This window comes from Mesorhizobium shangrilense (genome assembly GCF_040537815.1).
GTDB lineage: Bacteria > Pseudomonadota > Alphaproteobacteria > Rhizobiales > Rhizobiaceae > Mesorhizobium > Mesorhizobium shangrilense.
In genome coordinates, this window is sequence record NZ_JBEWSZ010000001.1 from 1648786 (window position 1) to 1666418 (window position 17633).

18 protein-coding genes and 2 tRNA genes are annotated in these 17633 nt (G+C 62.3%); 10 read left to right on the forward strand and 10 right to left on the reverse strand.

Going from position 1 to position 17633, the window contains the following annotated elements; translation table 11 throughout:
• Positions 1–24: 24 nt before the first annotated feature.
• The 4 genes from ABVQ20_RS08315 to ABVQ20_RS08330 all read right to left on the reverse strand — a co-directional run bounded on the left by ABVQ20_RS08315 (position 25) and on the right by ABVQ20_RS08330 (position 3625).
• Positions 25–1002: a 2-dehydropantoate 2-reductase gene (locus tag ABVQ20_RS08315; protein ID WP_354459033.1), complete on the reverse strand. Its 978-nt coding sequence runs from the start codon at positions 1000–1002 to the stop codon at positions 25–27.
• Positions 999–2528: an acyl--CoA ligase gene (locus ABVQ20_RS08320; RefSeq protein WP_354459034.1), complete on the reverse strand. Its 1530-nt coding sequence runs from the start codon at positions 2526–2528 to the stop codon at positions 999–1001. Before ABVQ20_RS08320 ends, ABVQ20_RS08315 begins: the two co-directional genes overlap by 4 nt.
• Positions 2529–2555: 27 nt before the next feature.
• A complete protein-coding gene (locus ABVQ20_RS08325) occupies positions 2556–3227 on the reverse strand; it encodes a FadR/GntR family transcriptional regulator (RefSeq protein WP_354459035.1) in 672 nt (223 codons plus the stop codon).
• Between the two features lie 313 nt (positions 3228–3540).
• A tRNA-Tyr gene (locus ABVQ20_RS08330) sits at positions 3541–3625 on the reverse strand.
• 204 nt (positions 3626–3829) lie between these two features.
• Between ABVQ20_RS08330 and ABVQ20_RS08335 the strand changes: the two genes are divergently transcribed.
• Positions 3830–4687, forward strand: coding sequence for a TrmH family RNA methyltransferase (locus ABVQ20_RS08335; RefSeq protein WP_354459036.1), 858 nt, complete (start codon positions 3830–3832; stop codon positions 4685–4687).
• A 131-nt stretch (positions 4688–4818) separates the two neighbouring features.
• Here the strand turns inward: ABVQ20_RS08335 and ABVQ20_RS08340 are convergent, their stop codons facing one another.
• The 3 genes from ABVQ20_RS08340 to gcl are packed head-to-tail and all read right to left on the reverse strand — an operon-like array spanning position 4819 to position 8372.
• Positions 4819–5736 (reverse strand): 2-hydroxy-3-oxopropionate reductase, encoded by a 918-nt coding sequence (locus ABVQ20_RS08340; RefSeq protein WP_354459037.1) that lies wholly within the window; start codon positions 5734–5736, stop codon positions 4819–4821.
• A 32-nt stretch (positions 5737–5768) separates the two neighbouring features.
• Complete coding sequence (otnI, locus tag ABVQ20_RS08345; RefSeq protein ID WP_354459038.1) at positions 5769–6566, reverse strand: 2-oxo-tetronate isomerase; 798 nt, start codon at positions 6564–6566, stop codon at positions 5769–5771.
• Between the two features lie 24 nt (positions 6567–6590).
• Complete coding sequence (gcl, locus tag ABVQ20_RS08350; protein ID WP_354459039.1) at positions 6591–8372, reverse strand: glyoxylate carboligase; 1782 nt, start codon at positions 8370–8372, stop codon at positions 6591–6593.
• A gap of 214 nt (positions 8373–8586) precedes the next feature.
• Here gcl and bhcR point away from each other — a divergent pair, with 214 nt between their 5' ends.
• Positions 8587–9408, forward strand: coding sequence for an HTH-type transcriptional regulator BhcR (gene bhcR, locus ABVQ20_RS08355; protein WP_354459040.1), 822 nt, complete (start codon positions 8587–8589; stop codon positions 9406–9408).
• A gap of 64 nt (positions 9409–9472) precedes the next feature.
• Here bhcR and ABVQ20_RS08360 read toward each other — a convergent pair whose 3' ends face one another.
• From ABVQ20_RS08360 to ABVQ20_RS08370, 3 genes are all read right to left on the reverse strand, one after another.
• Positions 9473–9772 (reverse strand): BA14K family protein, encoded by a 300-nt coding sequence (locus tag ABVQ20_RS08360; RefSeq protein WP_354459041.1) that lies wholly within the window; start codon positions 9770–9772, stop codon positions 9473–9475.
• Between the two features lie 241 nt (positions 9773–10013).
• Positions 10014–10232, reverse strand: a complete 219-nt coding sequence (locus tag ABVQ20_RS08365) for a hypothetical protein (protein ID WP_354459042.1) — start codon at positions 10230–10232, stop codon at positions 10014–10016.
• Between the two features lie 179 nt (positions 10233–10411).
• A complete protein-coding gene (locus tag ABVQ20_RS08370; protein WP_354459043.1) occupies positions 10412–10579 on the reverse strand; it encodes a hypothetical protein in 168 nt (55 codons plus the stop codon).
• 157 nt (positions 10580–10736) lie between these two features.
• Between ABVQ20_RS08370 and ABVQ20_RS08375 the strand changes: the two genes are divergently transcribed.
• From ABVQ20_RS08375 to ABVQ20_RS08405, 8 genes are all read left to right on the forward strand, one after another.
• A tRNA-Thr gene (locus tag ABVQ20_RS08375) sits at positions 10737–10812 on the forward strand.
• A 224-nt stretch (positions 10813–11036) separates the two neighbouring features.
• Positions 11037–11288 (forward strand): GCG_CRPN prefix-to-repeats domain-containing protein, encoded by a 252-nt coding sequence (locus ABVQ20_RS40480; RefSeq protein ID WP_435528329.1) that lies wholly within the window; start codon positions 11037–11039, stop codon positions 11286–11288.
• A gap of 277 nt (positions 11289–11565) precedes the next feature.
• A complete protein-coding gene (locus tag ABVQ20_RS08380) occupies positions 11566–12261 on the forward strand; it encodes a helix-turn-helix domain-containing protein (protein WP_354459044.1) in 696 nt (231 codons plus the stop codon).
• A 1-nt stretch (position 12262) separates the two neighbouring features.
• Positions 12263–13345: an extracellular solute-binding protein gene (locus ABVQ20_RS08385; RefSeq protein WP_435528330.1), complete on the forward strand. Its 1083-nt coding sequence runs from the start codon at positions 12263–12265 to the stop codon at positions 13343–13345.
• Between the two features lie 25 nt (positions 13346–13370).
• Positions 13371–14279: an ABC transporter permease gene (locus ABVQ20_RS08390; RefSeq protein WP_354459045.1), complete on the forward strand. Its 909-nt coding sequence runs from the start codon at positions 13371–13373 to the stop codon at positions 14277–14279.
• Positions 14276–15061, forward strand: coding sequence for an ABC transporter permease (locus tag ABVQ20_RS08395; RefSeq protein WP_354459046.1), 786 nt, complete (start codon positions 14276–14278; stop codon positions 15059–15061). Before ABVQ20_RS08390 ends, ABVQ20_RS08395 begins: the two co-directional genes overlap by 4 nt.
• Position 15062: 1 nt before the next feature.
• Complete coding sequence (locus ABVQ20_RS08400; RefSeq protein ID WP_354459047.1) at positions 15063–16181, forward strand: ABC transporter ATP-binding protein; 1119 nt, start codon at positions 15063–15065, stop codon at positions 16179–16181.
• A 28-nt stretch (positions 16182–16209) separates the two neighbouring features.
• Complete coding sequence (locus ABVQ20_RS08405) at positions 16210–17595, forward strand: NAD(P)/FAD-dependent oxidoreductase (protein WP_354459048.1); 1386 nt, start codon at positions 16210–16212, stop codon at positions 17593–17595.
• The last annotated feature ends 38 nt before the right edge of the window (positions 17596–17633 follow it).

Sequence of the window (17633 nt, forward strand, 5' to 3'; positions counted from 1 at the left end):
AGGCCGCCCAGCCCATTGGCTACATCAGGGGTACGCGCCGGCAATGCTCGCACGCTGGCGCACCAGAGCCAGCACCGTGTCTATTGTCGGCGTTTCGACACCGACGATGCGGCCGAGTTCCGAAACGGCGGCTACCACGGCATCGATCTCCATCTGCCTGCCACGTTCGAGATCCTGCAGCATCGATGTCTTGTGCTCGCCGATGGCGGCCGCGCCATCGATGCGACGCTCCACCGAGATCGGCATGGTCACGCCGAGCGCGTTCGCCACCTTTTCCGCCTCGGTCATGATCGAAAGCGCCAGGCGACGGGTCTCGGCATCGCCGCAGATTCGCGCAAGCGTGGCTCCCGTCAGCGCACTGATCGGATTGAAGGCAACGTTGCCCCACAGCTTCACCCAGATCTCGGTGCGGATGTCTGCCTTGACCGGAGCCTTCAGCCCTGCCCCGATCAGCGCCTTGCTGAAAGCTTTCACGCGTTCGGTGGCGACACCGGAGGGCTCGCCAAGGCTGAACCGGTCGCCGGAAACATGCTGGACCACGCCGGGCTCAACGACTTCCGCCGCCGGGTAGACGACGCAGCCGATGACCCGGTCGGCGCCAATGCCGCGCTTTTGCACTCCGCCGGGATCGACCGATTCCAGCACATGGTCGCGCCACGGACCCTCGAGGCCATGAAAGTACCACCACGGCACGCCATTGACCGCCATCACCACGCTGGTTGTCGGCCCGAGCAAAGGCTGCATGCGGTCGACGATCCCTGCAACCGCGGGCGCCTTCAGCGCGACGACGACATAATCCTGTTCGCCGGCTTCGGCAGGATTCTCATAAGCCGCGACCTGCACGGTCGACGTAGCGTCGCCTTCGACAAGACGCAGCCCATTGGCCTGAATCGCCAGCAGATGGGGCCCCCGCGCGATCAGCGTCATCTCATGGCCGGCTTTCGCCAGGCGAGCGCCCATCAGGCCGCCAATGGCGCCGGCACCGTAGATACAGATCCTCATCGCGTGATCCCCAGCCGTTCCGCAAGGCCGATCCGCTGCAGTTTGCCCGTCGGTCCTTTCGGTATCTCTTCCAGGAACACGATTCGGCGCGGCACCTTGAAAGGCGCCAGTCTCGCGGCGACGAATTCGCGCAATTCGCTCTCGGACGCGGATGCGCCTTCGCGCAAAACCACGGCGGCGGCAACCTCCTCACCAAGCTTCTCGCTCGGCATGCCGAAGGTCAGCGCCTGGAGCACGGCTGGATGTTCGGCAATGATGTCGTCCACCTCGCGCGGCGAGATCTTCTCGCCGCCACGATTGATGATCTCCTTGAGGCGGCCACTGATAGTGAGATAGCCCTGCTCGTCCAGATGGCCGAGGTCGCCGGTGCGAAACCAGCCATCGCGAAAAGCTTCGGCATTGGCTTCCGGCCGATTCTCGTAGCCGCCGGTCACATTCGGCCCACGGATGACGATCTCGCCGGGCTGACCGGGCGCCGCCAGCTTTCCTGAGGCGTCGAGGATCGCCACCTCGGGGCCGGCGGCGATGCCGACCGAGCCCGGCTTGCGCGGCGATGGCGGCAATGGGTTGCTGGTCATCTGGTGCGCTGCTTCCGTCATGCCGTAGGATTCGATGACCGGACAGGCAAAGGTCCGCTCCAGTTCGCCGATCAGCACCGGCGACATCGGCGCGGACGAGGAGCGGATGAGCCGCAGCCTGTGCCGTTCCATCACTTCGCGGTTGCGTTCGGCACGGCCGAGGATCGCCTGATGCATGGACGGCACGGCGCTGTACCAGGTGGCAGTCGACTCATCCAGCCAGCCGAAGAACCGCAGTGCGTTGAAGCCGCCACCGCAAAAGACACTGGCGCCGGCAGAGATCGACGACAGCAACGCTCCGATCAAGCCGTGAATATGGAAAAGCGGCATGATCACCAGCCCGCGATCGGACTGGGTCAACGACAATGTGCGGGCGATGTTGCGCGCCGAGGTCGTCAGGTTGAGGTGGCTGAGCGGCACGATCTTGGGTTTTGAGGTGGTTCCTGAGGTGTGCAGCACCAGCGCGATATCCGCGGGCGTCGCGTTGGCATCAGCTGCCGGCGTGTCCGCTGCCTGCTCAACGACAAGATCAAATGAACCGGCCGGTGCATCATTGACGGGCCGCAGTTCGACGATCGCCACGCCGCGTGCGAGCGCTGCCGCACGTGCCGGAGTCTCGGACCCTTCCAGCACCACCAAGGCCTTGGCGCCAAGGTCGTTCAGATAATAGTCGAACTCCTCCATGCGATAGCTTGGATTGAGCGGCGCAGCCGTAGCCGCCGAGGCAATCGCCAAAAACACGGTCGCCAGTTCGGCGCTATCCGGCATGACGATCGCCACGCGGTCGCCGGGAACAATGCCGGCCTTTCGAAACACCGTCGCGACGGCCGCGATCCGGTCGGCAAGCCCACCATAAGTCAGCGGGGCACGGCCGGGTGCAAGAACGGCGAGGGAGGCCGGATCGTGTGCGGCGACAAGCGCCGGGATTGTTGAAGTTACGGATGTCATCGATGGGTCCTCGCTTGTCGTGACAGTTCAGCCGGCGTTGCCAAAAAGACCATCACGCACGGATTCCAGATGGCGCCGCATCGCCTGGGCCGCGGCTTCCGCATCGCGCCCGGCAATGGCGTCGACATAGGCGCGGTGTTCCTCGCGATAGATGGTGAGGCGTTCCTGCGTCAGTGTTTCGTGCCGTAGCCGCGACCATTGCGGCTGGGCACGAATGGCGTTGAAGGCCTCGTAGATCGACAGCAGCAACACATTGTGCGCGGCTTCGGCGACCGCCCGATGCAGCCGTGCGTCCCACAGCTCCCAGGTCTCGACATCCCTGGCCACTTCGCTCCTGGCGAGCAGATGATGCAGCTCGGCTATCTCGGCCGCCGTTGCCCGCGTCGCGGCGAGCCGAGCCAGCGACGGCTCGACCAGGATTCGCGCTTCCATCAGTTCATTCGGGCTGGTGTGCGGCGCGACCAACGGTGCCGTTCCCGCAACGCGGCGCGGGCGGGCTCCCACGAAAGTGCCCTGCCCGACATGACGCCAGATCTTGCCTTCGGCTTCGAGCACCTCAAGGCCTTCACGCAACGCGCTACGGCTGAGATCGAGCTGTTCGGAAAGATCGCGCTCGGCCGGAAGCCTGCTGGCCTCGGGAAAGGCTGCACTGTCGATCAATTCGAGCAGCTTTGATACGGCGCGTTCCCTACGCCTCATTTGATACCACTTAAGATTGGTTTCAGTTTTGAGCGCAGCGTATCAAGCAAGTGGAAGGAGATGCGAGCGGAATTTTGATGTCAATTTTCAAATTGGTATCAACCAAGGCCGACGAGGAACGGCACTGTGTCGCCATGCGCTTGTTTGACTTCGAGGCAGGGCGGCATCGACATACGAATCGCCACCGCAATGGCGTCCTCGTGACACGCCAAGTCGGATGGTAAAATCTTCGGAAGGAATAGAACCGTTTGGTTCTTCAGGGCTGCTCTGGCGAGCAGGCCTGCTTCGCGTTTCAGGGCTTCCGGGCCGGCAGTGGTGGAGAGGGTTGGATTTGAACCAACGTAGGCATAGCCAACGGATTTACAGTCCGTCCCCTTTAACCACTCGGGCACCTCTCCAGTCTGCCGCCGGAGCCATGCAACGAGGCTTGTACGCGTCACGACCGCCATGGCTGTCGTCCGCGATGGGCCTTATGGCGGCACCATCCAAAACTGTCAACCGCAACATTCCGGCAAAACGCATTGAAATTTCATCCGGGTCACGATGGGTGGTTGTCCGGTGCGGCTGTATCCATTTCCACCGGACATGGTTATAGAACCGGCATGACCAGCGACAACAATTCCAAGACGCCCAAAGACACCCACTACGCCAAGCTGCGCCGCGCCTATCGCGACGAGAAGAGCGGTGGCGCGCCGGCATTCCGGCCACGCCAGCCGGTGCCGCCGGGCGAGAACGCGGCGGACGGGCTGGTGCGCCTCTATGGCCTGCACACGGTGCGGGCGGCACTGGACAATCCACGGCGCAAGATCAGAAAGATGCTGGTGACGCGCAATGCGCTGGAGCGCCTGGAAATAGCGGATCTCGCCGCTCTACCCTTCAAGGCCGAACTGGTCGAGCCGAGGGACATCGACAAGGTGACCGGTTCCGACGCCGTGCATCAGGGCGTGCTGATCGAGGCCGAGCCATTGAAACCCAAGCGGCTTGATGCACTTGGCGATGCCAAACTGGTGCTGGTGCTCGACCAGGTCACCGATCCGCACAATGTCGGCGCGATCCTGCGCTCGGCGGTGGCCTTCGGCGCCGGCGCGCTGATCACCACGGCACGCCACAGTCCGCAGGAATCAGGCGTGCTGGCGAAATCGGCTTCCGGTGCGCTGGAGCATATCGACCAGATCGAAGTGAAGAACCTGGCTGACGCGCTTGGGCAATTGCACGAGGCCGGCTTCCAGACCATCGGCCTTGATTCGGACGGCCCCACGGAACTTGAAACCGGCTTCGAGGGTGACAAGATCGCCTTGGTGTTGGGCGCCGAAGGCAAGGGCCTGCGCCAGAAGACCCGCGAGACCGTGACGACGCTCGCCCGCCTGGAGATGCCCGGCGCGATCCGCTCCCTCAACGTGTCGAATGCGGCGGCAGTCAGCCTCTATGCGGCGCGGGCATTCCTGAAACAGCGCGGCTGAGCCGGAAGTGACGGGCCGTCTACCGCCAACATGATTGAAACGAGAAGCGGGTTCCGGCGACGAACGCCGAAACCCGCTCTTCGCGAGGCAAGAGTTGGCGGCTTGGGAACGTTGGACCGCCCTCTCCTGACCTATGCCGCTTTGCCTTTGACTTCAGCTGCTTCGCCGCCGACTTCGAAATTGGCCATCCGCTCCAGCGCCCGCACCAGCGCCGAATGATCCTCCTTGGCGCCGCCATTGGCCGCGCAGGAATTAAACAGCTGCTGCGTCGTCGAGGTGTTGGGCAGCGACACGCCAAGCGCCTTGGCGCCCTCCAGCGCCAGGTTGAGATCCTTCTGGTGCAATTCGATGCGGAAGCCTGGTGCGAAGGTGCGCTTGACCATGCGCTCGCCATGCACTTCAAGGATGCGCGAAGCCGCCAGGCCGCCCATCAACGCCTGTCGAACCTTGGCCGGATCAGCTCCGGCTTTTGAAGCAAAAACAAGAGCTTCGGCGACGGCTTCAATGGTCAACGCGACAACGATCTGGTTGGCGACCTTGGTGGTCTGGCCGACGCCGTTCGGCCCGACCAGCGTGATGTTCTTGCCTATCTTCTCGAAAACAGGCCTGGCGCGCTCGAACGACTTTTCCTCGCCGCCGACCATGATGGTCAGCGATGCGGCCTTGGCGCCGACTTCGCCGCCGGACACAGGGGCATCCAGATAGGAACAGTCGAGATCGTTTATCCTCTTGGCGAAAACCTTGGTCTCGATCGGCGAGATCGAGCTCATGTCGATGACCAGCTTGCCTTTGGTCAAACCAGAGGCAACGCCGCTCTCACCGAACAGCACGTCGGCGACCTGCGGCGTGTCCGGCACCATGGCGATGATCATGTCGGCGGCCTTGGCCACAGCGTCATGGCCGGTCACGGTCTTCAGCCCCTTGGCAACAAGGTCAACTGGTGGCTTCGAACGATGGTCGCTGGTGATGACCTTGTAACCGGCGTCGAGAAGGTGGCCCGCCATTGGGGCACCCATGATGCCTAGGCCGATGAAACCGATGGTTTCCATAGTTTTTCTCCAAATGACTGTGTGAAGGCTGGCTAGGCCGCAGCACTTCCCTGCCCGGCCAACGCCCGGAACCATCCCAGTCCAGCTTCCGTCCCGGCCTTGGGCTTGTACTCAGCCCCGACCCAGCCGGAATAGCCGATGCGGTCGATGTGGTCGTAGAGGAAGGGATAGTTGATCTCGCCCGTACCCGGTTCGTGACGACCGGGATTGTCCGCAAGCTGGATATGCGCGATGCGGCCGAGGTTTGCCTCGATGGTACGGGCGAGATCCCCCTCCATGATCTGCATGTGGTAGATGTCGCATTGAAGGAAGAGGTTCTTCGAGCCGACGCGGTCGATCAGCGCCAGCGCCTGGTCCGAATAGCTCAGGAAGAAGCCCGGAATATCTCGCGTATTGATCGGCTCGATCAGAAGCTTGATGCCGGCCTGCTCCAGTTTCTCCGCCGCGAAAGCCAGGTTCTCGACGAAGACGTCCCCAAGCACCTTTGGCTCGACGCCTTGCGGCGCGATCCCGGCGAGACAGTTGACCTGTTCGCAACCCAGTGCGTGCGCATAGGTGATCGCCTTGGCGACGCCTTGGCGGAATTCGGGGACGCGATCCGGCAGCACCGCGATGCCGCGCTCGCCCTTGGCCCAATCGCCGGGCGGCAGGTTGAACAGGACTTGCGTCAGCGCGTTCTTCTTCAGGCGTGCGGACACGACATCGGGCGCATGGTCGTACGGACCGATATATTCGACACCCTTGAAGCCCGCGCGGGCAGCGGCCTCAAAACGATCAAGAAAATCATGCTCGCCAAAGAGCATCGAAAGATTGGCTGAAAACCGTGGCATAGCGGAACTTCCTCACAAATTGAATCAGTCGAGCATGACGATCGACGTCGGCGCGTCTTCATGGCTTTCGGCAAGTTGCTCGAATTCGGTGATCTTGTCGATTTCAGTGCCCATCGAGATGTTGGTGACGCGCTCGAGGATGAATTCGAGCACGACGGGAACCTGATGTTCCTTCATCAGCCGTTGCGCCTCCTTGAAGGCACCGGCGAATTCCTCCGGCTTGCGCACCCTGACAGCCTTGCAGCCCATGGCTTCGGCAACGGCGACATGATCGACGCCATAACCCGCCTCAGGATCGCCAGTCCGGTTGATGTTCTCGAAGGCAAGGCTGACTTCGAAATCCATCGAGAAACCGCGCTGCGCCTGGCGGATCAGGCCGAGATAGGCATTGTTCACGACCACATGGATGTAAGGCAGTTTGTGCTGCGCCCCGACAGCCAGTTCCTCGATCATGAACTGGAAATCATAGTCGCCGGAAAGCGCCACGATGTTGCGATCCGGGTCAGCGGCGCGAACGCCGAGCGCTGCCGGCAGCGTCCAGCCGAGCGGCCCGGCCTGCCCGCAATTGATCCAGTTGCGCGGCTTGTAGACATGCAGGAACTGCGCGCCGGCGATCTGCGACAGCCCGATCGTGGTGACATAGGTGGTGTCGCGGCCAAACGCCTTGTTCATTTCCTCATAGACACGCTGCGGCTTCAGCGGCACCTGGTCGAAATGCGTCTTGCGCTTCATCGTCTTCTTGCGGCTCTGGCACTCCTTCGCCCAGCCTGACCAATCCCGTAGCCTGCCTGCCGTCTTCCACTCTGTGGCGACATCGAGCAGCATCTTCAGCGCCGCACCCGCATCCGAGACGACGCCGAGGTCGGGCGCGAACACACGGCCGATCTGCGTCGGCTCGATGTCGACATGAATGAACTTTTTCCCCTTGGTGTAGACGTCGACCGAGCCGGTGTGGCGGTTGGCCCAGCGGTTGCCGATGCCGAAGACGAAGTCGGCCTCGATCATGGTGGCATTGCCATAACGATGCGAGGTCTGCAGCCCACACATGCCGGCCATCAGCCGGTGATCGTCGGGGATCGCGCCCCAGCCCATCAAGGTCGGGATGACCGGAACGCCGGTGATCTCTGCGAATTCGATCAGAAGGTCGGAAGCATCCGCATTGATGATGCCGCCGCCAGCGACGATCAACGGCCTTTCGGCCGCATTCAGCATGTCCAGCGCCTTCTCGGCCTGGCTGCGTGTCATCGCTGGCTTGAACGGCGTCATCGGCTCATAGGCGTCGATGTCGAATTCGATCTCAGCCAGTTGCACGTCGACCGGGAGATCGATGAGGACCGGCCCGGGTCGCGACGAGCGCATCAGGTGGAACGCCTTCTGCAGCGCCATCGGCACCAGGTAGGGCTCCATCACGGTGACCGCCCATTTGGAGACGGGGGCGGCGATGGCGGCGATGTCGACGGCCTGGAAATCCTCCTTGTTCAACCGGGCGCGCGGCGCCTGGCCGGTGATGCACAGGATCGGAATGGAATCGGCGGCGGCCGAGTAGAGCCCGGTGATCATGTCGGTGCCAGCTGGACCCGAAGTGCCGATGCAGAGCCCGATGTTGCCCGACCTGGCACGGGTATAGCCCTCAGCCATATGCGAGGCGCCCTCGACGTGGCGGGCAAGAACGTGGCGGATCGAACCCCTCGCCTTCAGTGCCGAATAGAGGGGATTGATCGCCGCGCCCGGCACGCCGAAAGCGCAGGAAATGCCTTCCTTTTCGAGAACGAGAACCGCGGCATCGACAGCGCGCATCCTGGCCATTTTCCAGCCCTCCACGGGATTGTCATTGTTGGATGGACTGATGATGCTCGCGTCGTCACTATTTTTCAATTTTTTCAGAATATTTTTTCATTTCTAGGAAATGGCCTTTATTAATTGATTTCATTTGACTTTTTGTTTTTCAAGAATCTCGCCACCACGATCCGTGAAAAACTTTTTCATTGCGTCTTGGACGAAATCACCGAGAATGACGTCCATGGAAACAACTGAAAAACGCCAGCGCGGCCGCCCGCGCTCCTTCAATGGTCCGGCCGAAGCCGCTTCGGTGCAGTCGCTTGACCGGGCGCTGCGCATCCTGGCGATTGTCGCTGATGGTAGCGGCCTGTCGCTGAGCGAGATCGCGGCGCAGAGCGGCCTTGCCGCCTCCACCGCCTATCGCATGCTGACGACAATGGAGAACCACGGCATGGTCGAGTTCGACTCGAGCGACCAGCTCTGGTCGATCGGCGTCGAGACCTACCGCATGGGCGCGGCCTTCCTGCGCCGCCGCAAGCTGGTCGACCGCGCGCGTGTCGTCATGCAGGAGCTGATGGAGCAAACCGGTGAGACCGCCAATCTCGGCGTCGCCGAGGATGATTGCGTTGTCTTCGTCAGCCAGGTCGAGACACACCAGGCGATCCGCGCCTTCTTCCGGCCGGGCACCCGCAGTCCGTTCCATGCCTCGGGCATCGGCAAGGCGGTGCTGGCGCATCTCGAGCCGGAACGCGTCGGCGCCATCCTGCGCAAGGCCGGACTGGAACGCTTCACCGACAAGACGCTCTCGGATCTCCCCGCCCTCACCCGTGATCTCGGCAGGATCAAGCTGCGCGGCTGGTCCGTGGACGACGAGGAACGCCACCCAGGCATGCGCTGTGTTGCCGCCGCCATCTTCAACGAATTTGGCGAACCGATCGGCGGCGTCTCCGTTTCCGGACCGACAGTGCGGGTGACACCGGAGCGACTGGCCGAGATCGGGCCCCTGGTGCGCAATGCCGCGGCCGACGTGACGAAGATGATCGGCGGGGTCAAGTCAACATGAAGAGCGCAGTCGCGCAAAAAAGGGGCTGCGAGGAGCCCCTCTTTCTGGCTGTTTGAAACACCCCTCAGAGCCGGCAGTAATGGGAATAGCCGTCCCGGCCGATATAGGTGTCGGAGTCGGGATCGTAGCTTGCATAGCGATTGAGGCAACGCCGGACATGCCACGAGCCGCCGTCTTCCTCGACGTAGACAGGACGCGGCTGGGCGAGCGCGCTGCCCAGAATGAAGCCGCCGACGCCGGCGGCGATGCCGATGCCGATCTCGCGATCGTGTGAGTGAGCAGCCGACGGCTGGACGGTGCCGGCCAGCATCGTGGCGGCGACAGTGGTGGCGATGAGGCCGGAAACGATTGTGCGCTTGAACATGATGATCTCCCTGCTTCGTTGACCGAGGCGAGCCATCCGCCTCTTGATCATCTGTCGTTGCGGCAACGGAAAAGGTTCGAAGATTTTTTTGATTTTTTGAAGGGACGACGATCGGCCGGTTGGACGTGGACATAAGGCGCCAATCGTCGACGATGATCGCGGCGGCATGCAGATGCAAAAAAAGGGCGGCCGAAGCCGCCCTTTCCTGAACTGGTCTTTCAGTCACGCCATCAGCCTATGCTCAATAGATGATGTAGTGATGGTGATGATGATGGTGGTGATGATAAAACCACCATCCGGAATCCGGGTAGTCCGGGTAATCCTGGTAATACCCGTAATCCTCGTAGTGATGATGATGATGGTGCATGCCGTAGGCCGACGATGACTGGACGGTGACGGCCAGCGCGCCGGTTGCAACGAAGATTGCGATAAGAGCGGAAACGAAACTGCGCTTGAACATGGTGATCTCCTGGATCCTTTGATCGAGGCGACCATTCGCCTCTGACAATCAGTCGTCGAGGCACCGAAAAAGGTTCAGGAAGGAATTTTCAAAGGCAGGACGAATCGCTCCGCCCGGGCCGGTAAACGGCGGCCGAATGCCGCAAGCGCTGCCTGTTCAGGCTATGCCTGCTATGGTGCTCAGCCCATGCCGGTCACGTGGCGAAGCCAGAAAGCCAGCGCGATAAAACCGACGATGGTGGCTACACCGGTCCAGTCAATGTTGGCGCTCTTCAGATCCTTGATGAGTTTCAGCAACAAAGCCCAAACGGCAACCACGACAATGGCAATGACGACAAAACGGATCATGCGACACCCTCGCCCATGCGATTGCACCTGACCCCTATATAAGGGGTCAGGTGGCGGTTTTCAGGGTGACCAAGCAGGCGGTCCATCCGCCACGCCGATGGTGAAAAACCGACTTTTGCCTTTACTGGCGCGACAAATATGCTAACCGGTGCGCCGTGCCCTTGTAGCTCAGCTGGTAGAGCAGCGGTTTTGTAAACCGAAGGTCGGCGGTTCGATTCCGTCCGGGGGCACCAGCTTTCACGAATTGACATGGGCCGGGTCCCACAATCCACCTTTTGCAGACGTGGGTGTTGTCGGCGTGTTCGCTCACGGCTCCTTCGATTGACGTCCCAATCCCACACGCACCAGCACCCTTGCCGGAAGTCAAAATTCGCCGCGACGGAAAACCGGGCGAGCGGCGTTTAAGGTTTTGCACCACTTCCGAACAACGTGTTGTGCGACCCAAAGAGAGGACATCATGAGAAAGATAATTTTGATCGGCTTTGCCGTCGGAGCCGCCCTGTCGGCAGTGGCTCCAGCTGAAGCAAGTGGCGGCTGTGGCGTCGGATTTCATCGTGGGCCGTATGGCGGGTGCCGCCCAAATCGCGGCCCCGTGGTGGTCGTCCCCGGCCCTGTCCTAGGCACGTTCTATCCAGGTCGCGGTTATTGGTACGACGGCCGTTATTGGGGCCATCGCTATCGGGTACACGGCGGCTGGCGCTATCGCTAATCCCACCACGCGTCCGCGGGAACACGGCAAGCTTCCGTTCCCGCACCTTGCAACGGCGTAACTGAGTTTTTCACTTCCTCACTCCCGCGAGCAGAGTGGCGGTCCCTACGAGCTGGGCGCAACTGCGCCCAGCGAATGCGCAATTCTCACGGCCCGCATGATGAAGCCTGATAGCGCGATCCGCTGCCTCTCACCGTCGGTTTGAGGTGACCCGCGCGAATCCGCTTGCCATCCCGCAGTTCACTTAATAGCTTGTAAAGTGAACTGCGGGGCCCCCATGAAAATCGCCGAGGATGACAGCGACAACGACAGCGCCATGCCCAGCATGGAGGCGCGGCGATCCGCGATATTGGGCGATCGCGTCAAGTTCTATCGCACCGCACGACGCCTCACGCTGCGCCAGCTCGGCGACATCGTCGGCACCACCGCCAGCTTCCTGAGCCAGCTCGAGCGCGGCCTCTCCGGCGCCAACACCAGCACGCTGATGCTGATCGCCAATGCGCTGGGCATCAGCCTCTCCGACCTTTTCGATGAACGCAAGGCGACGCCGCACGCGGTGCTGACGCGCGCCGAGCGCCCCGCCCTGCCGGTCAGCGAGGGCTATCGCAAGACGCTGCTGTCACGCCGTCCGATTCGCGATGTCGAGGTCTATTGCGGACATTTCGACGTTGGCGGCTCGACCGGAGATGCCCCTTACACCCACGGCAACGCGCATGAGATGTTCCTGGTCCTGCGCGGGCGGGTCGAACTGACGCTCGGCGCCGAGACCTTCGTTCTCGATGAGGGCGACAGCATCGAATACCCGACATCGACGCCGCACAAGACCGTCAATGTCGGCAGCACGCCTGCCGAAGTGCTTTGGATCATCGCACCGCCAACCAGCGGCACCATCGATCTCGACGAATATGTAGCCCGGAAACCACTCGCGGCCGGGTTGCCTAAAGCAAAAGGCGAGTTTGGGAAGGATGAGTAATATGGGATACAGATCAACGCTTGCGAAGATTGCCGGCGCAACAGTGCTCGCGGCCATGGCGACCGGAGGTGTTTACGCGCAGAGCGCGCCGCCGGCCGGCACAGTCGTCGACGGGTCGCTGAAAGGAAAGACCCTGACCTTCGTGTCCTATGGCGGCATCTACCAGGATGGCCAGGTCGCCGCGCTCAAGGAGTTCGTCGACAAGAGCGGCGTCAAGCTGCTCAATGACGGCCCGACGGAAATCGCCAAGCTCCAGGCACAGGTGGAATCCGGCAATGTGACATGGGATGTCGTCGATACCGACGATCTTCCGCCATTCGTCCATTGCGGAAAACTGTTCCAGAAACTCGACCTGACCAAGATCGACATCTCGAAGATCCCGGCGGGTCAGGTCGGCGAGTGCAGCGTGCCGGCGATGAACTACGGCGCCGTTCTGATGTACAAGAACTCGACCTACAAGGACAATCCGCCGAAGGACTGGAAGGATTTCTTCGACACCAAGAAATTTCCCGGCATACGCGCCATTGATGGCAGCGGAAGCCCGGTCGGCGGCCTTATCGAACAAGGCATCCTGGCAGATGGCGGCTCGGTCCAGAACATGACGGCCGCGGATATCGACAAGGGCATCGCCAAGATCAAGGCAATCGGCCCGGACACGATCTTCTGGAAGACCGGTGCTGAATCCCAGCAGCTCGCCGAATCCGGCGAAGCCGACATGATCATCATGTGGACGGGCCGCGCCATGACCGCGGTCAAGAACGGCGCTGCCTACACGCCGGTGTGGAAGGACTGGCTGGTCGTCATGGATCAGCTGACCATCCCGGTCGGGGCCAAGGACACCGACGCATCCTACGCGCTGATCAATGCCTATCTCGGCAAGAAGTCGCAGGAGATCCTGACGGAGCAGACCTCCTATTCGCCCATCAACACCGAGTCGCAGCCGAAGGTGGATCCTTCCGTCGCCGCCTTCCTGACCAACTCGCCCGACCACGCCAAGCAGGGCTATCAGCAGAACATCAAGTTCTGGGTCGCCAATTTCGCTGCCGCTTCCGACAAGTGGACGGCCCTGATGGCCGGCAATTGAGCCGTCGGGACCGCGAGGCAAAGACGTGAGCCAGACATCACAGATATCCACGGCCGGGGGTGAAAATCCCCGGCCGGCGGGTGGCGCGCCAGCCTCTCGGCGGCGCCCATGGCTTGCCGCCTATCCTTCGCTGCTGGCGATGCCGGCCTTGCTGCTGCTCATCGCTGCCATGGGCTATCCGCTGCTGACCGTCACGCTGCGCAGTTTCTCGGACCCCGCCTGGGGCCTGCAGAACTACGTCTGGTTCTTCTCCACACCCGTGAACGTCACGGTCCTGTGGCGCACTTTTTCCATCGCGGCTTGGGTCACAATCGTCTGCGTGATCGCCGCCTATCCCTACGCCTATCTCATGACCGCGGTCGGGCCGCGCATGCGGCTTATCCTCATCCTGTGCGTCCTGGTGCCGTTCTGGGTCAGCGGTGTCGTGCGCACCTTGGCCTGGGTCATCCTGCTGCAGGATTCAGGCATCATCAATTCGCTCATCAGGCTGCTCGGCTTTGATGGCGTGAAGCTTATCCGCACGCAGACCGGCGTCGTCATCGGCATGGCACAGGTGCTGCTGCCGTTCATGATCCTGCCGCTCTATTCGGTCATGCGCGGCATCGACCTGCGCCTGGTGCAGGCGGCGCGCAGCCTGGGCGCGCGCCCCTCGCGCGCCTTCCTGCAGGTCTATCTGCCGCTGTCGCTGCCCGGCGTCTTCGCCGGCGCCATCATCGTCTTCATCCTGTCGCTCGGCTTCTACATCACCCCGGCGCTGCTTGGCGGGCCACGCAGCACGATGCTGTCGACGCTGGTGCAGAGCCAGGTGCTCAGCCTGCTCAACTGGGGTCGAGGCGGCGCCATGGGCGTCGTGCTGCTGGTCGCAACCTTCGTGCTGCTGGCGCTCGCCGCACCGCTGATGCGCCAGCGCCACAAACAGGCGTCCAGATCATGAAGACGCCGTTCCGCATCATACTCGGCCTGTTCTGCCTGCTGGTCGCCGTCTGGCTGGTGATGCCGACGCTGGTCATCATCCCGATGTCGTTCAACGAGAAGAAGTCGCTGGCCTTCCCGCCATCCGGCTTCTCCTGGCAGTGGTACGAGAATTTCTTCACCAACCCGGATTGGCTGGCGAGTTTCTTCAATTCGCTCAGGGTCGCGGGCCTCGTTGCCGTGGCCGCCACGGTGATCGGTACGCTGGCCGCGCTCGGCCTCAGCCGCATGAAGCATTCCGGCGCCGGCCTGCTGCGCGCCATCCTGATCACGCCGATGATCGTACCTGGCGTGGTGCTGGCGATCGGCATCTATGCCGTCTATCTCGATTACCAGCTTGTCGGCACCACCACCGGCTTCGTCATCGCCCACACGATGCTGGCGATCCCCTTCGTCATCATCGCCGTGTCGGCAAGCCTCGAAGTCTTCGACGTGCGGCTGGAGACGGCCGCGGCAAGTCTCGGTGCCAACCGCTTCACCACGTTTCGCACCGTGACCTTGCCACTGATCGCGCCCGGCATCCTGTCCGGCTTGCTGTTTGCCTTCGTCACCTCCTTCGACGAAATCATCGTCGCGCTGTTCATCACCAGCCCATACCTGAAAACCTTGCCCGTCCAGATCTTCACAAGCATCACCCGTGACGCCGACCCCACGGTGACAGCCGTCGGAACGATCATCTTCATTGCCACGACGCTGATCATCAGCGCCGGGCTGATCATCAGCTCTAGATCGAAGAGGAGTTGAGATGTCTGCGTCCAACACCAGAGAACGCGGCGCGGCCATCGACATTCAAGGCGCCACCAAGCGTTACGGCAATTTCACCGCGCTCGACGACGTCAGCCTGCATATCGAGCCGGGCGAGTTCATGACGCTGCTAGGCCCCAGCGGATCGGGAAAGACCACCACGCTCAACGTCGTGGCGGGCTTTACGGACCTGACCTCCGGCGACCTCGCCGTCGGCGGAAAAAGCATCGTCGCGCTGCCGGCGCACAAGCGCAATATTGGCGTGGTCTTCCAGCACTATGCGCTGTTTCCGCACATGACCGTCGGCAAGAACGTCGCCTATCCGCTCACACTGCGCGGCATGGACAAGCAAGCGCGCGACCGCCACGTCGCGCGGGCGCTCGACATGGTCAAGATGGCCGACTTCGCGCATCGTTATCCAGCCGAGCTTTCAGGCGGCCAGCAACAGCGCGTGGCACTGGCCCGCGCCATTGTCTTCGATCCGCCGCTGCTGTTGATGGATGAGCCGCTCGGCGCGCTCGACAAGAAGCTTCGCGAATGGCTGCAGCTGGAGATCAAGCGCATCCATCGCGAACTCGGCACCACCTTCGTCTATGTCACGCATGACCAGGAGGAGGCGCTGGTCCTGTCTGATCGCATCGCCGTGTTCAACCAGGGGCGTATCGAGCAGGTGGGAACAGGCCGCCAGCTCTATGATGAGCCAATGACCTTGTTCGTGGCGAAATTCATCGGGGAATCGACCAGTTTACGCGGCGCCGCCGAAACGTCAGGCAGCGAGACCAGCCTGACGGTTGCCGGCCAGAGGATCGTTGCCCGGGGAAAACTCGCCAGCGGCCAGAAACCGGTGGTCCTGCTGCGGCCGGAGAAACTGGCGCTTGCCAGCGCGAACGCGCCTGTGGCCGACGGGCAGAACAGCCTCACCGCCCAGGTCAGCGAAGCGATCTATCTGGGGTCCGGTTCGAAATACCAGGTGACCCTTCGCGATGGTTCCGTCGCCATCGTGCGCGCATCCCTGGAAGCCCAGCCTTTCTCCATTGGCGACACAGTCGATCTGCGCTGGTCGACCGTCGATGCAAAGCTTCTTGCCGACGACGACCGCGCCGACATGACGATGACCTGACCCCTCTTTCCACCACAGGATTTTAAACATGGATGCCAAGGTCAACGGCAACGTCTCGTTCTGGTATGCCGACATTGGCGGCTTGCCGGCCTATCGCGCGCCGCTTCCAGGCGACCTCGAAGCCGACGTCTGCATCGTCGGCGCCGGCTATACCGGCCTGTGGACGGCCTATTACCTGAAGAAGGCCGCCCCTTCGATCCGCATTGCGATCGTCGAAAGGGAATTCGCCGGCTTCGGCGCGTCCGGGCGCAATGGCGGCTGGCTGTCCGGCGGCTTCAGCTGGTCGCGCGAAAAGTATCTGAAGACGTCGACCCGCGGCGCCGTCATCGACATGGAAACGGCCATGCATGGCACGGTCGATGAAGTGATCGCGGTGACCGAGGCCGAAGGCATCGACGCCGACATCCGCCGCGTCGACAATCTGACGGTAGCGACCAACAAACCGCAGCTGGAACGGATCAAGGCTGCCTACGAGGACGCGATCGGCTGGAACGTGCCACGGGACCGCATCGCCATGATCGGTCAGGAGGAAGCCAAAGCCCGCATCAATATCAAGAATGTGCTTGGCGCTTTCATTCATCGCGGCACGGCACGCGTGCAGCCAGCCAAGCTCGTGCGCGGCCTGGCCGCGGCCGTCGAGCGCCTCGGCGTGCCGATCTATGAACAGACTGAGGTGACCGGCATCGAAAAGGGCAAGGTCACGACCAATCGCGGCACTGTGCGCGCGCCCACCATCATCCGCGCCACGGAAGGGTTCACGGCCGGCATTCCCGGCAATGAGCGGCTCTGGCTGGCGCTCAACAGCGCGCAGATCATTACCGAGCCGCTGCCGCAATCGCTGTGGGACGAGATCGGCTGGAAGGGCCACGAACTGCTGGGCGATGCCGCGCACGCCTATTGCTATGCGCAGCGCACCCGCGAAGGTCGCATCACCATGGGCGGCCGGGGCGTGCCCTATCGCTACGGTTCAAAAACGGATGTGCGTGGCCAGACCCAACAGGCGACGATCGAAAGCCTGCATGCGATCCTCACCAGTCGCTTGCCACAGACAGCTGGGCTTCGCATCGATCACGCCTGGTGCGGCGTGCTTGGCGTGCCGCGCGACTGGTGCACGACGGCCGGCCTCGATCCCGAGACCGGCATTGGCTGGGCCGGTGGCTATGTCGGGCTCGGGGTCTCGAGTTCCAATCTTTCAGGGCGGACGCTGCGCGATCTCATCCTGCGCCGCGACACCGAACTGACCCGCCTGCCCTGGGTCAACCGCAAGGTCAGCAAATGGGAACCGGAGCCCATGCGCTGGATCGGTGTCCACTCGATGTACCAACTGTACCGTATCGCCGACGAACGCGAGGAGGCGGGCCTCGACCACACATCGAAGCTGGCGGGGATCGCCGACCGCATCACAGGACATTGAGCCCGTAGCGCCATCCGATTGGACGCTGTGGCACCAGC

Coding starts and splice junctions, on each gene's coding strand:
- ABVQ20_RS08315 (WP_354459033.1), bottom strand. CDS start 1,002: ATGAGGATCTGTATCTACGGTGCCGGCGCCATTGGCGGCCTGATGGGC.
- ABVQ20_RS08320 (WP_354459034.1), bottom strand. CDS start 2,528: ATGACATCCGTAACTTCAACAATCCCGGCGCTTGTCGCCGCACACGAT.
- ABVQ20_RS08325 (WP_354459035.1), bottom strand. CDS start 3,227: ATGAGGCGTAGGGAACGCGCCGTATCAAAGCTGCTCGAATTGATCGAC.
- ABVQ20_RS08335 (WP_354459036.1), top strand. CDS start 3,830: ATGACCAGCGACAACAATTCCAAGACGCCCAAAGACACCCACTACGCC.
- ABVQ20_RS08340 (WP_354459037.1), bottom strand. CDS start 5,736: ATGGAAACCATCGGTTTCATCGGCCTAGGCATCATGGGTGCCCCAATG.
- otnI (WP_354459038.1), bottom strand. CDS start 6,566: ATGCCACGGTTTTCAGCCAATCTTTCGATGCTCTTTGGCGAGCATGAT.
- gcl (WP_354459039.1), bottom strand. CDS start 8,372: ATGGCCAGGATGCGCGCTGTCGATGCCGCGGTTCTCGTTCTCGAAAAG.
- bhcR (WP_354459040.1), top strand. CDS start 8,587: ATGGAAACAACTGAAAAACGCCAGCGCGGCCGCCCGCGCTCCTTCAAT.
- ABVQ20_RS08360 (WP_354459041.1), bottom strand. CDS start 9,772: ATGTTCAAGCGCACAATCGTTTCCGGCCTCATCGCCACCACTGTCGCC.
- ABVQ20_RS08365 (WP_354459042.1), bottom strand. CDS start 10,232: ATGTTCAAGCGCAGTTTCGTTTCCGCTCTTATCGCAATCTTCGTTGCA.
- ABVQ20_RS08370 (WP_354459043.1), bottom strand. CDS start 10,579: ATGATCCGTTTTGTCGTCATTGCCATTGTCGTGGTTGCCGTTTGGGCT.
- ABVQ20_RS40480 (WP_435528329.1), top strand. CDS start 11,037: ATGAGAAAGATAATTTTGATCGGCTTTGCCGTCGGAGCCGCCCTGTCG.
- ABVQ20_RS08380 (WP_354459044.1), top strand. CDS start 11,566: ATGAAAATCGCCGAGGATGACAGCGACAACGACAGCGCCATGCCCAGC.
- ABVQ20_RS08385 (WP_435528330.1), top strand. CDS start 12,263: ATGGGATACAGATCAACGCTTGCGAAGATTGCCGGCGCAACAGTGCTC.
- ABVQ20_RS08395 (WP_354459046.1), top strand. CDS start 14,276: ATGAAGACGCCGTTCCGCATCATACTCGGCCTGTTCTGCCTGCTGGTC.
- ABVQ20_RS08400 (WP_354459047.1), top strand. CDS start 15,063: ATGTCTGCGTCCAACACCAGAGAACGCGGCGCGGCCATCGACATTCAA.
- ABVQ20_RS08405 (WP_354459048.1), top strand. CDS start 16,210: ATGGATGCCAAGGTCAACGGCAACGTCTCGTTCTGGTATGCCGACATT.